The following is a 12,485-nucleotide window of genomic DNA, read 5'->3' on the forward strand; positions in this document are numbered from 1 at the left end:
CGCTCACCGGCGTGAGAGCCACGACCGGCACCGAAAGCGGTTTGCGCCGCCGGGCGAAGGGTTCGGCATGGAAGTCGTCGTCAACGCGGCGACCAGCGTCGACGGGAAGCTTTCGACCCGGGAGCGCCGACAGGTTCGCATCTCCGGCGACGCGGATTTCGACCGCGTGGATCGCCTCCGAGCGGCCGCCGACGGCGTCCTCGTCGGCGTCGGAACCGTCCTCGCAGACGACCCACATCTCGGCGTGAAATCGGAGGACCGACGAGTCGAACGCCTCCGGAACGGTCGCTCGGCCAACCCGGCACGCGTCGTCGCCGACTCCCGTGCCCGAACCCCGACGGACGCGACGGTGCTCGACGACGACGCCGCCACCTACCTGCTCGTCTCCGAGGCGGCGCCCACGGATCGCCTCGACGCCCTCCGCGAGGCGGGGACGGACGTCACGGTGATCACCGCGGGGGCGGAACGGGTCGACCTCGCCACCGCCTTCGCGAGACTCGAAGCGATGGGCGTGGACCGCCTCCTCGCCGAGGGCGGGGGCGAACTCATCTTTTCGCTGTTCGACGCCGGACTCGTCGACGAACTCAGTGTGTTCGTCGGATCCATCGTCATCGGCGGCCGCGACGCGCCCACACTCGCCGACGGCGAGGGGTTCGTCGAGGCCGTTCCCGCCCTCGACCTCGTCGATGTCGAACGAGTCGACGACGGGGTCGTCCTCCAATATCGCGTCGAGGGACGACCATAGGCGGTCGTGCGTGGCGACACCAGATCGACTCAACCGTTAAGGGGTTCGCGTGGCTACTGGGAGATATGAGCAAGTCGACTGCCGACACGTCCGAACCTGTCCACGTCGAAGACGACGACCACCTGAACGAACTCGTCTCTGATCACGCCGTCATCCTCGTCGACTACTACGCCGACTGGTGCGGTCCCTGTAAGATGCTGGAGCCGACGGTCGAGGAAATCGCCGCCGAGACGGACGCGGTCGTACTGAAAGTCGACATCGACGAACTGCAGGAACTCGCCCAGGAGCGGGGCATCCGGAGCGTCCCCACCCTCGAGTTCTACGCGAACGGCGAGCAGGCCGAACGCCTGATCGGCGTCCAGGACAAGGCCGACCTGGTCGAAATCGTCGACGACCTCTCCTGAGCGACGCCCGACACCCGCCGGACTGCCGGCATCCGCGCCCTCTCGTCACGTCGGGCGAGAGTATATACCCCCGGAGTATCTACCTCGGCGTATGATTTCACTCGACGAGGCGGTCACCGCCCGCCTCGAATCCCACGGCGAGCGCTTCGAGGTACTGATCGACCCCGACGCGGCGCTGGCCATCAAGCGCGGCGAGTTCGAGGACGACCTGGAGGACGTCATCGCCGCCGAGGACGTCTTCGAGAACGCCTCGCGGGGCGACCGCCCCGCCGAGAACGACCTCGAAACGGTATTTGACACGACCGACCCCTTGGAGATCATTCCCGAGGTGGTCACGCGCGGTGAGATCCAGATCACCGCCGACCAGCGCCGCGAGATGCAAGAACAGAAGCGCAAGCAGTTGATCAACCGAATCGCGCGCAACGCGGTCAATCCGCAGATGGACGACGCCCCGCACCCGCCCGAGCGGATCGAGCGGGCGCTAGAGGAGGCTGGCTTCCAGGTCGACCCGATGGAGCGTGTCGAGACACAGGTCGACGAGGCACTCGACGCGCTTCGGCCCGTCATCCCCATCCGCTTTGCCGAGGTGACCGTGGCGGTGCAGGTGCCCGCCGACAAGGCCGGAAGCGCTCAGGCGAAGATCCGCGAGTTCGGCGACCTAGACAGCGAGGAGTGGCAGGCCGACGGCTCCTGGATCGGCGTGCTCACCTTCCCGGCTGGGATGCAAAACGACTTCTACGACCTGGTGAACGAGGTGACCAGCGGTGAGGCCGAGACGCAGATTGTCAAAGACGAGGACGACCTGAACGTCAGGTAGTTCCGTCGGCGCGCCTGCACCGACGAGACGACTATCCGCGCCGGAATCCCAGCAGGAATCCGCCGGTGAAGCCCACCGACACCGAGAGCGTCGAGAGGATGGTCGACACCCAGTCCGGTGGGCCGGCCGTCGCGCCCTCACTCGTCTGCACCAAGCCAGCCGAGAGCGCCTCCCAGTCGACACGCAGAATCTCTCGGGATTCGAGGAACTTGAACAAGGCGAGTTCGAGGCCGACGATCAGGGCGATGACCTTGGCGAGTTTCTTTGCCGCGAAACCGATGATCCCCCCGAGTACGGCCCCGCTGCCGAACTCGATCCCCAACTGCTGGGGGTCGATTCCCAGTTGTAAGGCGTGTAGGAGCCCGTCCATACCTCCCGTGTATCGTGCGGGGCTAAGTCGTTTGTGGCGTGGGACGCGAGCGGAGTTTAAGTGCTTCGAGTGCCTACCTCGCCGGTAGAACGTGCAGGGAACGCAACCGGCTCCCGACGGGCGGACGTACCGATGAGAGCCATCGTCGCCAAGCGCGCCGACCGCGGTGACGCCGATCTCGACGAGATCACCGAACTCGCGCGCGCCGCGGGGCACGAGGTGGTCGGCGAACTCACACAGACCCGGGAGGAAGACGCCGCCTACGGCTTCGGCGAGGGGAAAGTCGAGGAGTTGGCGGCACTGACCGTCGAACTGGACGCCGAGGCGGTGATCATCGACAACCGCCTCGGGCCATACCAGACCTACAACATCGGCGGCAAACTCCCCGAAGGCGTCGAGGTTGTCGACCGCTTTACGCTTATCCTCGACATCTTCGGCCAGCGGGCCCGGACCCGCAAAGCGCAGTTACAGGTCGAACTCGCGGAGCTTCGCTACGAACTCCCGCGGGCGGAGGCGAAAACCAGCCTCGCAAAGCGGGACGAACGCCCCGGCTTCATGGGCCTCGGGGAGTACGACGAGAGCCGCGAGCGCGACATCAAAAACCAGATCGCCGACATCAAGCGGGAACTGGACTCCATCGCCGACAAGGAGGCGACGCGGCGGGAACGGCGCCGCGAGTCCGGGTTCGATCTGGTGGCGCTTGCGGGCTACACCAACGCCGGCAAGTCGACGCTGATGCGCCGGCTGGCCGCGGAGCTCGACATCGACGAGAACGAGGACCGCCACCCGGACCTCCAGACGACCGCCGAGAGCGAGGACCGCCTGTTCACGACGCTCGGCACCACCACCCGCCGGGCCGACACCGGACGTCGGGACGTCCTCCTGACCGACACGGTGGGATTCGTCTCCGACCTGCCCCACTGGCTGGTCGAGTCCTTCGAGTCGACGCTCGACTCCGTGTACCACGCCGACCTCGTCTTGCTGGTGGTCGACGCCAGCGAATCGATCGAGGAGATGCGCGAGAAACTCGTCACCTGTCACGACACGCTGTACGAGCGCAACGAGGCCCCCATCGTCACCGTGTTGAACAAGGTCGACCGCGTCGACGACGACGAGTTCGCCGACAAGCGGGAGGCGCTGTCGGCGCTCGCGCCCAATCCCGTCGCCGTCTCGGGGCTGACCGGCGAGCGCGTCGACGAACTCCGCGACCGGATCGAGCGAGAACTCCCGGACTGGCGGTTCGAACGGCTCGTCCTCCCGCTTTCGGACGACGCCATGAGCCTCGTCTCCTGGGTGCACGACCACGGCAACGTGGAGACGGAGGCCTACGAGGGCGATCAGCTAACCCTGGAGTTCGAGGCACCGCCGTCGGTCGTCGAACGCGCCCGCGCAAAGGCGGGCGACCTCACGGCCGTCGAATCGGTGTAAGCCGCGCGCCGCCGCCCGTTCGTGATCGACAACGGGTCGGCCGCGACTACAGTTCTCGCTTCGTCTTCTCGGTCACCCGCACGTCGCGAATCGCCGTGTCGGGGTACTCGCCGTCGGCGTCCTTTTCGGCGGCTTTCACCATGTCCCAGACGACGTTTAGACCGGTCGTCACGCCCTCCAGCGCCTCCATCTCACAGCCCGTCTTGCCGGTCGTCTCGACGGTGACGGTCAGCGTCACCCGATCCTCGTCGACCTCGAAGTCGGTCTCGACGTTCGTGATCGGAATCTGGTGACACATCGGGATCGTCTCCCAGGTGTGTTTCACCGCCTGGACGGCCCCGACGCGGGCGGTTGCCAGCACGTTCCCTTTCCCGATGTCGTCGTCGCGGATGGCGGCGACCGTCGAGGGCTGGAGGTGGATCGCCCCCGCGGCGACCGCGCGGCGCGCGGTGTCGGGTTTGTCGCCGACGTCGACCATCTGGACGTTGCCGTCGTCGTCGGTGTGGGTCAGGTCGTCGCCGGCGTCGGCGTCGTCACGCATCGACACCACCCCACAGAGTCCGCGGGAGTTCGGGCAACAGATCACTCGCCAGCAGGCCGTACCCCTGGCGGTCGACGACCCGGTCGCCCGCGAGGCCGTTGGCGTAGGCGGCGAGGGCACCGGCGTCGACCGGCCGCTGTGTCGAGAGGAGCGCACCCGCGGCGCCCGCGAGGACGTCCCCGGTGCCGCCGACGGTCATCCCGGGGTTGCCCGTCCGGTTGACCCGCGCCCGCTCCCCGTCGGTGATCACGTCGTGGGCGCCTTTCACCAGCAGGGTGTGGCCCAACTCGGCCGCGAAGTCGGCGACAGCGTCGAGTCGGTCGCGCCAGTCGTCGGCACTTGGGCCGCCCATTCCCCGGAGTTCGCCCTGGTGGGGCGTACAGAGGAGCGTCGCGTCGGTGTCGACATCGGGGACGACCCCGAGGGCGTCGGCGTCGACCACCGCCCGGCCATCGTAGTCGGCGAGGAAGTCCCGCACCGCCGCGAGCGTCGCCTCGTGGTCGCCGAGACCCGGGCCGAGGACGACGGTGTCGTGGGCGGCGGCGAGTTCCTGGACGTGCTCTAGGTGGTCGATCCGGAGTCGGTCACCGTCGAACGGCCGGACGATCAACCCCTCCTCGAATCCCTGGACCTCACTGGCGACAGCCTGCGGGCAGGCCACCCGCACCAGGTCGGCGCCGGCGCGCATCGCCGCCTGCCCCGCGAGCGCCGGTGCGCCGGTGTAGGGGCCGCCGCCGACGACGAGCACCTCGCCGAACGCACCCTTGTGTGCGTCGGCCGGCCGGGAGAGCAGGCGGCGGTCGCCCGGCCCCGTGAAGCGTTCGGCCGCCTCGGGGATGCCGATGTCGGCGACGGTCACCGTCGCGTCGAGAGGCTCCAGTCCGGGTTTGGCGTCGTGGAAGGTGACGACGTGGTCGGCGTCGACGGCGACGCCCGCGGCCTCGCCGGTGTCGGCGTCGACGCCCGAGGGCACGTCGACGGCGACGACCGTCGCGTCTGTCCCGTTGATCGCCTCGACTGCCGTGCGTTCGGGCTGACGGGGCGCCCCCGTCACGCCCGTCCCCAAGAGGGCGTCGACGACGACGTCGGGGTCGTCGAGCGCCAGCGACCGGGAGTCGCGGACGACCCGCGTCTCGTAGTCGGCGGCGGTCAACGCCGCCCAGTTCTCGCGGGCGATATCGGTGCCGATGCTCTCGGGGCGGCCGAGCAGATGGACGGTCACGTCGTCGCCGTCGAGAAAGCGGGCGGCGACGAAGGCGTCGCCGCCGTTGTTGCCACGGCCACAGACGAGGGCGACGGCGGCGCCGGGGTCGGCCACCCGCTGGACCACCCTCGCGACGGCGTTCCCGCTCGACTCCATCAACTGTTTGCGCGGAACCCCGAGGGCGGCCGCGTTCTCGTCGACGGCCGCCATCCGGTCTGCGGTGATCATATCCCGGTTTCGCTCCGCCGGCCGTTATACTATTCGCCACGCGGAGCGCAACGCTTGTGCCCCGCCTGGTCGAAGGGCGACCGTGACACGTCGGCTCTTCGGCACGCTCTGTGGGCTGGTGTTCTGTGCCAACTTCGGCCGGGTGGCCTTCGCCCCCCTCCTGGAGACGTTTCGGACCACGTTCACGGTCGGCACGGGAGCGGTCGGTCTCGTGACGACGCTCGTCTGGGTCGGCACCGCCGTCCCCCGGGTTCCGGTCGGCTATCTCGTCACGCGGGTGGCCCGCGGACGTATCGTCCTCGGTGCGGGTGTCCTCCTGACCGTCGCGTCGGCGCTGACCGCCACGACCACCTCCCTCCCGCTCCTCCAAGCTGGCGCCTTCGCCATCGGCGTCGCCTCCGGCGCGTACTACGCCGCGGCCGTCCCGCTCATCGGCGACCTCTACCCCGACGCCATCGGACGGGCGGCCGGGATTCACGGCACCGCGGCGCAGGCGGCGGCAGTCGTCGCGCCGACGCTCACCGTCGCCCTCGTGGCTGCCGAATCCTGGCGGGCCGTCTTCTGGTTGCTGGCGGCGCTCGGTGTGGCGCTGACGCTTCTCTTTCTCGTCGTGGCCCGCCGGCGTGACGGCGGGGTGCCCAAAGGGGCGGACCACGACTTCGTCGCCGCACTGGGACACTGGCGGGTCATCCTCGCGGCCGTCGTGTTGATCGGCGGCACGGGCTTTGTCTGGCAGGGCGTGTTCAACTTCTATGTCACGTATCTCGTCACGGTCAAGGAACTGGCCCCCGGTCGTGCGGGGACGCTGCTGACAGTGGTCTTCGCCGCCGGATTGCCGGCGTTCTGGCTCGGCGGCAGCCTCGCCGACCGCCTCCCACACGTCCCGTACATCCTGACGCTCGGCGGCGGCGTCGCCGTCGGCGTCGTGGCACTGACCCTTGCCGAGTCGACGGCTGCCCTCGTGGCCGTGAGTATCGTCCTCGGTCTCGTCGCCCACAGCCTCTTTCCGGCCCTCGACGCCTACGTCCTCGGCACGGTGTCGGACAACCGAGGGAGCGCCTACGCCGTCTACGGCGGGTTGGCGCTCGTCGTCCAGGCCACCGGGAGCGGTGTCGTCGGCGCGCTGGGCGAACTCTACCCGTTCGACGCCATCTTCCGTGGCTTCGCCGGCGGCCTCCTCGCCCTGCTTGCCTGTCTCGCCGTCCTCCATCTCCGCGGTACTCTCCCGACGACGGCCGACGACCGGACGTATCAAACAGATTACTGAATGAGATTCTGGCGAAGCGTTTTTACCCTGGATTAGTAACCGAAGATGTGATGTCAGGGCTGTTACCGTCACAGACGGACGGGGACGTGAGTGCGGAGGGCGATGGTGAGCTCCGCGTGCTGTCCCTGACGGACGACGACGCCGAAGACCTCATCGGCTCGATTTCGTCCGAGACGGCCCGTTCGATCCTGACCGCCCTAGAAGAGCGCCCTGCGACCGCGTCGGAACTCGCCGAGACGGTGTCGACCTCCCTCCAGAACGTCCGGCACCACCTCGGGAACCTCGAAGAGGCCGGGTTGGTCGAGGTGGCCGACACGCGATACTCGGTGAAGGGGCGCGAGATGAAGGTGTACGCCCCCACCCAGGACTCGCTGGTCGTCTGCGTGGGCGCGGAGGAAAACAAAGAGCGCTTTCTCGACTCACTGGAGCGGTTCGTGGGCGCCCTCGCCGTCATCGCGGTGGGGGCGCTTGCGGTCCAGCGAGCGTTCGGCACCGGCGTCGTCGACCTCGGCGGCCCCGGGACGGCGCCTCGCGTCGGCGACAGCGTCGGGAGCGCCGGTGGACCGCTTCTCGGTCTCGTCCCGCCGGGGGTTGCCTTCCTCGCTGGCGGCCTTCTCGTCCTCTCGCTGCTCGTCGTCTGGGACTACTACCGTCCCTGATCTGCCATGTTCGATGCCTCCACAGCGCGTATCGCCCTCCTCGCGTTCGTGGTGGTGCTCGCGTTCGCACAGCCGGTTCCATCTTCGGTCGCCGGAGACGAGGCGACGGCAGCCACCTCGGACGGCGACGTCGGACCGACAATCGGCTCGGCCGTCCAGCGGCATCCGTCGAGCGCCGGGGCGACGGCCGACGCGCTCCGGTCGGTGCGTGCCGACGCGGTCCACGAGCGTGGCCTCACGGGGTCGAACGTCCAGGTGGGTGTCATCGGTCGCGGCTTCGAGACGGGCAGTCGCGTCCTCGCGCCCCACGTCGTCGCGCGTCGGCAGGTCGGCGGTGGTCCGGGGTCGACGGCCCACGACACCGCCGTCGCCGAGGTGGTCTCCGAGACGGCGCCGTCGGCCGACCTCTATCTCGCGGGCGTGGGGCGGACGCCGACGCCCGCGGAGTACGCGGCCGCCGTCGAGTGGCTGACCGACCAGGGGGTCGACGTCGTCGTCGACTCCGGGAGCTACTTCCCGAGCGTCGCCGGTGACGGCGGACAGATCACCGCCGCCGCGGAGGCGGCGGCGGCCGAGGGCGTGGTCTTCGTCACTTCGGCGGGCAACTACGCCGACCGTCACTGGGCCGGAACGGGCACCGCCGACGGCTGGGTCAGCTTCGCCGAAGACGACGCGGCCAACCACCTCGCGGACGGCGCGCGCGTTCGAGGGCGCGTCACCGCTCGCCTGCGCTGGGCGTCCGCCGCCGACTACGACCTCTATCTCTACCGCCGCCTCCCGAACGCTCCCGACCGCGTCGTGGCGAAGTCGGCGGCCGACGACGCCAGCCCGGGGATGACCGTCGAGGGCATCGACGTCGCAGTCCCCCAGGGACGGTACTATCTCGCCGTCTACGCCGCCGACCCCGTCGCCGCTCCCGGTCGCGTGCAGGTGTTCGCCGCCCACCACGAACTCGAACACGCCACCGCCCACGGAAGCATGGTCGCGCCCGCGACGAGCGAACAGGTCGTCGCCGTCGGCGCGGCCGCGAACGGCGAGCGGACGGCGTACAGTTCCCTCTCCGAGAACGGCACCGTGGATCTGCTCGCGCCGGCGGACGCCGGCACGCAAACTGCCGACCTCGACGGGACGTCGGCCGCCGCTCCCTACGTCGCCGGCACCGCGGCGCTGATGGCGTCCGGCGGCAACGACCCCTCGCCGGAACGCGTCGAGGCCATCCTCGAACGCACCGCCGACGGCGACGGCGGGTCCATCGACGCTCTCGCGGCCGTCGAGGCGACGCGTAGCCCCGACGACCCGGCCGGTACTGCCGGCATCGGCGATCCGGAAACTGACGCCGGCGTCGACGACTCGGCCACCGCGACGACCGACCGCGCGGCGGGTGCCACCGCGTCGACGGAGTGGCCGGCGCGGAACCGATCCGACGACGGCACCAGCAACACCACCCGCGACGACGGCGGCGTGCGTCCCGTCGGGTCGGAGGCGGACGACGAGGAGAATGCGAACGGAAGCGCGGACGAACGCTCGGACGCCGGGCAATCCGGCAGCGATACCAACGGGAGCGAGGCTGGCGGCCGTGAGGAGGCCGGCAACGACACCGACCGAAGCGAGGCCGGCAGGGACGACCAAGCACGCGACGACCGGACGGGGACGACGGACGACGGCGACCGACGCCGTGCCGGCGCCGGGGACGACGGTGGGCAGGCTAGTGTCGGATAGCTCACCCCGTCGGTTGACGGCCTGTTTCGGGGGCCGGTGGTGACCCGCCGACAGATCTCCGAGTCCCAGATCGAGGAGTACTGGGATTGGATCGCCGTCGCGCTCTTTCTCCTGCTCGCGGTCGACCTGCTGACGACGCTCGCGGCGGCGCGGGTCGTCGGCCACGGCGCCGAGGCCAACCCGCTGATGCGGTGGTTGATCGACCGGCCAACGCTCGTCGTGATCGGTGCCCACCTCGTCGTCGTGGTGCTTGTCACCGGCTGTTTCCGCCTGCTCGTCGGTCGCCTGCGACGAACGCCGTCGCCGGCCGACTACTACTTCGCGCTCCTGATCGAGGGGTGGCTGGGCACTCTCGTCGCCGTCGGTCTCGGCGTCTTCGCCAACAATCTCGCGGTGATCGTGTTGGGTCGCAGCCTGCTTTGAGGTCGTCGGCCCAACGGCGACGGCACGAGCCGAGCTTTTTATCCGGAGACGCCGCCAGCGTCTGGATACATGGGCGAGACGTGGCGCGACGTGTTCGGCCACGAGGAGCCGTACCCGGACCAGGCCGACGGCATCGAGACGGCTATCGAGGCGGCCGACAAGGGTGGGTTCGCCGTCATCGAGGGAGCCTGCGGGACGGGGAAGACGATGCTCGCACTGACGGCGGGCATCGACCGGGTTCGCGACCCCGACTCCCCGTTCGAGCGGGTGGCCGTCCTCACGAGCGTCAAACAGCAACTCCGCCAGTTCGAGGCGGACGTCCGGACGATCAACGACGCGCTCCCCGCGGACTGGCGCCCCGTCTCGGCGCTGACGCTGGTCGGCAAAGCCGACGTCTGTCCGTACAGCCGGGAACGCGTCGCTGGCGTCGACGACTCGACCGTCTACGACCGGTGTGAGGGACTCCGTGAGCGAACGCGAAACCTGACGGGAAGCGATGGGCAGACGACAGCCGCGGCGCTCGTCGACGACGCCCGCCGCGCCCAGACCGGAGTGCTCGATACGGGAAGCGGATCGACCGCCACCGCTCTGGAGACGGCCGGCGAGCCGACGCCGTATCCGCCGGATACCGCCGAGTACGGCGACACGGAGTACTGCCCTTTCTACGCCAGATTCCTGGACGACCTCCCGGAGGACGGCGACCCGGTCGAGGCCGTCCCCTTCGACTTCGCGGACCGTGGACTGCTCGATACCGACGATCTCGTCGCCCTGTCGGCGGGGCACGGTACCTGTCCGCATTCGATCCTCGGGGCGCTTCTCCCCCACGTCGAGGTGACTATCGGTAACTACTATCATGCCTTCGACCCGCGGACGGTTGGCTCGTTCACCGGCGCCCTCCTCGACGAGTCGACGTTCGTGATCTGTGACGAGGCCCACATGCTCGAACCTCGGGTGCGCGATTTGGTGAGCGACGGGGTGGGCGACGCCACCCTCCGAGACGCCGAGGCGGAGCTTACCCGGGTGATCCAGCCGGTCGAGTTCGACGATTCGGGGTCAGGTGCCGCCCAACGGGACGCGGACCTCGTCCGTGGCGAACTCGAGGAGACGGACGTGAGCCTCGCGGAACTGAAGGCGACGCGGTCGTTCGTGCGCGACCTGCGCGAGGAACTCGACCGGCAGGTCAGCGCCCACCTCGACCGGGAGCGTCCGGGGTGGCGCGCGTCGATGCGTGACCTCGACGACGACGAGATTCCGCTCCGGGACCCCGAGCGCCCGGGACCGGACGCGCTCACCGAGTGGGCCGACGGGGCGTACGGCGACGACGTGTGGGTGCGCGCCGAGGCGGTCGGCGCCGTCGTCGCACGGGTCCTGAACGAACTGGAGGAGGCCGACCGAGAGCGGGCGGCGCCGACGGTCGGTCGAGTCCTCGGCGCGTGGTATCGCGCAGACCACACCCGCTTTTTCCGGTCGGTCGATCTCTCGCGGACGTGGAACGAGGCCGAACCCGGCGACTCGTGGCGCCGGGCCTACAACGCCCGGCTATCGCTGCACAACTGCGTTCCCGGCGACGCCATCGCCGACCGCCTCGACGACTTCGGCGGCGGCGTGTTGATGTCGGCGACGCTCGAACCACTCGATGTCTTCCGGACGGTGACGGGTCTCGACCGCCTCGCCGACGACGGCCGCCCGGTCGTCGAGCGGACCTACGGCCTCGATTTCCCGCGCGAGAACCGCGAGAGCTTCGCGGTGGACGCACCGGCTTACACGTACGAGAATCGCGGCACCGTCGGCGACGACACCGAGACGCGGCGGGTGTACGTCGACGCCGTCGCCGAGGTGGCCGGACGCGGCGGGAACGTCCTCGTGGGGATGCCGAACTACGCCGAAGCCGAGTGGATGGCCGGCCGCCTCGACGACCGCCTCGACTCGCCGGTCTTGCTCGACGAATCCAGCGACGACGGGGCGACCGAGGACCTGAAGGCGGACTTCTTCGCGGGCGAGGGAAAGACGCTCGTCACCAGTCTCCGGGGGACGCTCACCGAGGGCGTCGACTACCGGGGCGACCGCCTGCACGCGGCGGTGGTGTGTGGCGTCCCGTTGGTCGATACGACACGGCCGCGGACCCGGGCGGTCGTGACGGCGTACGACCGGGCGTTCGGCGGGGACGGCGACGGCCGTGACGGCTTCGAGACGGCGCTGACGGTGCCCGCGGTCCGGAAAGCCCGGCAGGCGGTCGGTCGCGTTATCCGCGGCCCCGAAGAGCGGGGTGTTCGGGTGTTCGTCGACGAGCGCTACGCGCGCGACCGGTGGAACGGCGTCCGGGACTACATGCCGGCGTGGGAGCAGGCGGAGTTCCAGCCGGTAAGCCCGGATATGCTGTCGCTGGGGCTGGATCGGTTCGAGGCGACAAGAGAGTGACCCGGCGTGGGGGCGGCCGTCCCCACGCTGGGAGATCCGCGCCCGCTCAGCGCTCCGGTCGGCGCCCGCTCCAACCCTCGCGGCACTCGTCGTCACAGAAGTGGAGGTGTTCGGCCGAGCCGTTGGCGATCCACGAGACGACGCGGTGCTCCGGCTCTGTAACGATCTTTTTGCCGCAGGTGTGACAGGTCGGCGCGTCGCTCTCGTCGACGTCCTCGCCGATGTCGGACGTGGGGTCGATCATGTTTCCAGTCAGTAACGG

Annotated in this window: 13 protein-coding genes; 9 read left to right on the forward strand and 4 right to left on the reverse strand. The window is 69.6% G+C overall.

Annotation, left to right across the window (positions count from 1 at the left end; translation table 11 throughout):
* The first annotated feature begins 67 nt into the window (after positions 1 to 67).
* From NO878_RS00225 to NO878_RS00235, 3 genes are all read left to right on the forward strand, one after another.
* Positions 68 to 745 carry a 2,5-diamino-6-(ribosylamino)-4(3H)-pyrimidinone 5'-phosphate reductase gene (locus tag NO878_RS00225; protein WP_256403957.1) on the forward strand — a complete coding sequence of 226 codons (678 nt, stop codon included), beginning with the start codon at positions 68 to 70 and terminating at the stop codon, positions 743 to 745.
* A 65-nt stretch (positions 746 to 810) separates the two neighbouring features.
* On the forward strand, positions 811 to 1,149 hold the full coding sequence (gene trxA / locus NO878_RS00230; protein WP_256403958.1) for a thioredoxin: 339 nt from the start codon (positions 811 to 813) through the stop codon (positions 1,147 to 1,149).
* 91 nt (positions 1,150 to 1,240) lie between these two features.
* Positions 1,241 to 1,966 carry a ribosome assembly factor SBDS gene (locus NO878_RS00235; protein WP_256403959.1) on the forward strand — a complete coding sequence of 242 codons (726 nt, stop codon included), beginning with the start codon at positions 1,241 to 1,243 and terminating at the stop codon, positions 1,964 to 1,966.
* A gap of 31 nt (positions 1,967 to 1,997) precedes the next feature.
* Here NO878_RS00235 and NO878_RS00240 read toward each other — a convergent pair whose 3' ends face one another.
* Positions 1,998 to 2,336 (reverse strand): FUN14 domain-containing protein, encoded by a 339-nt coding sequence (locus tag NO878_RS00240; RefSeq protein ID WP_256403960.1) that lies wholly within the window; start codon positions 2,334 to 2,336, stop codon positions 1,998 to 2,000.
* Between the two features lie 132 nt (positions 2,337 to 2,468).
* Here NO878_RS00240 and hflX point away from each other — a divergent pair, with 132 nt between their 5' ends.
* Positions 2,469 to 3,764, forward strand: a complete 1,296-nt coding sequence (hflX, locus tag NO878_RS00245; protein WP_256403961.1) for a GTPase HflX — start codon at positions 2,469 to 2,471, stop codon at positions 3,762 to 3,764.
* Between the two features lie 46 nt (positions 3,765 to 3,810).
* Here hflX and moaC read toward each other — a convergent pair whose 3' ends face one another.
* Together moaC and NO878_RS00255 are read right to left on the reverse strand one after the other, a co-directional pair.
* The gene (gene moaC / locus NO878_RS00250; RefSeq protein ID WP_256403962.1) at positions 3,811 to 4,305 is read right to left on the reverse strand and encodes a cyclic pyranopterin monophosphate synthase MoaC; all 495 of its coding nucleotides are present in this window, start codon (positions 4,303 to 4,305) and stop codon (positions 3,811 to 3,813) included.
* The gene (locus NO878_RS00255) at positions 4,298 to 5,737 is read right to left on the reverse strand and encodes an NAD(P)H-hydrate dehydratase (RefSeq protein ID WP_256403963.1); all 1,440 of its coding nucleotides are present in this window, start codon (positions 5,735 to 5,737) and stop codon (positions 4,298 to 4,300) included. Before NO878_RS00255 ends, moaC begins: the two co-directional genes overlap by 8 nt.
* Positions 5,738 to 5,819: 82 nt before the next feature.
* Between NO878_RS00255 and NO878_RS00260 the strand changes: the two genes are divergently transcribed.
* From NO878_RS00260 to NO878_RS00280, 5 genes are all read left to right on the forward strand, one after another.
* A complete protein-coding gene (locus tag NO878_RS00260) occupies positions 5,820 to 7,004 on the forward strand; it encodes an MFS transporter (protein ID WP_256403964.1) in 1,185 nt (394 codons plus the stop codon).
* Positions 7,005 to 7,054: 50 nt separating this feature from the next.
* A complete protein-coding gene (locus NO878_RS00265; RefSeq protein ID WP_256403965.1) occupies positions 7,055 to 7,663 on the forward strand; it encodes an ArsR/SmtB family transcription factor in 609 nt (202 codons plus the stop codon).
* 6 nt (positions 7,664 to 7,669) lie between these two features.
* Entirely contained in the window at positions 7,670 to 9,382 is a 1,713-nt protein-coding gene (locus NO878_RS00270) for a S8 family serine peptidase (RefSeq protein ID WP_256403966.1), read from the forward strand.
* Positions 9,383 to 9,421: 39 nt separating this feature from the next.
* Positions 9,422 to 9,805, forward strand: a complete 384-nt coding sequence (locus NO878_RS00275) for a DUF5658 family protein (protein ID WP_256403967.1) — start codon at positions 9,422 to 9,424, stop codon at positions 9,803 to 9,805.
* A gap of 69 nt (positions 9,806 to 9,874) precedes the next feature.
* On the forward strand, positions 9,875 to 12,223 hold the full coding sequence (locus NO878_RS00280; protein ID WP_256403968.1) for an ATP-dependent DNA helicase: 2,349 nt from the start codon (positions 9,875 to 9,877) through the stop codon (positions 12,221 to 12,223).
* A 46-nt stretch (positions 12,224 to 12,269) separates the two neighbouring features.
* Here the strand turns inward: NO878_RS00280 and NO878_RS00285 are convergent, their stop codons facing one another.
* On the reverse strand, positions 12,270 to 12,467 hold the full coding sequence (locus NO878_RS00285) for a DUF7576 family protein (protein ID WP_256403969.1): 198 nt from the start codon (positions 12,465 to 12,467) through the stop codon (positions 12,270 to 12,272).
* Between the last annotated feature and the right edge of the window lie 18 nt (positions 12,468 to 12,485).

The organism is Haloplanus ruber (genome assembly GCF_024494725.1).
GTDB lineage: Archaea > Halobacteriota > Halobacteria > Halobacteriales > Haloferacaceae > Haloplanus > Haloplanus ruber.

Coding starts and splice junctions, on each gene's coding strand:
- NO878_RS00225 (WP_256403957.1), top strand. CDS start 68: ATGGAAGTCGTCGTCAACGCGGCGACCAGCGTCGACGGGAAGCTTTCG.
- trxA (WP_256403958.1), top strand. CDS start 811: ATGAGCAAGTCGACTGCCGACACGTCCGAACCTGTCCACGTCGAAGAC.
- NO878_RS00235 (WP_256403959.1), top strand. CDS start 1,241: ATGATTTCACTCGACGAGGCGGTCACCGCCCGCCTCGAATCCCACGGC.
- NO878_RS00240 (WP_256403960.1), bottom strand. CDS start 2,336: ATGGACGGGCTCCTACACGCCTTACAACTGGGAATCGACCCCCAGCAG.
- hflX (WP_256403961.1), top strand. CDS start 2,469: ATGAGAGCCATCGTCGCCAAGCGCGCCGACCGCGGTGACGCCGATCTC.
- moaC (WP_256403962.1), bottom strand. CDS start 4,305: ATGCGTGACGACGCCGACGCCGGCGACGACCTGACCCACACCGACGAC.
- NO878_RS00255 (WP_256403963.1), bottom strand. CDS start 5,737: ATGATCACCGCAGACCGGATGGCGGCCGTCGACGAGAACGCGGCCGCC.
- NO878_RS00265 (WP_256403965.1), top strand. CDS start 7,055: ATGTCAGGGCTGTTACCGTCACAGACGGACGGGGACGTGAGTGCGGAG.
- NO878_RS00270 (WP_256403966.1), top strand. CDS start 7,670: ATGTTCGATGCCTCCACAGCGCGTATCGCCCTCCTCGCGTTCGTGGTG.
- NO878_RS00280 (WP_256403968.1), top strand. CDS start 9,875: ATGGGCGAGACGTGGCGCGACGTGTTCGGCCACGAGGAGCCGTACCCG.
- NO878_RS00285 (WP_256403969.1), bottom strand. CDS start 12,467: ATGATCGACCCCACGTCCGACATCGGCGAGGACGTCGACGAGAGCGAC.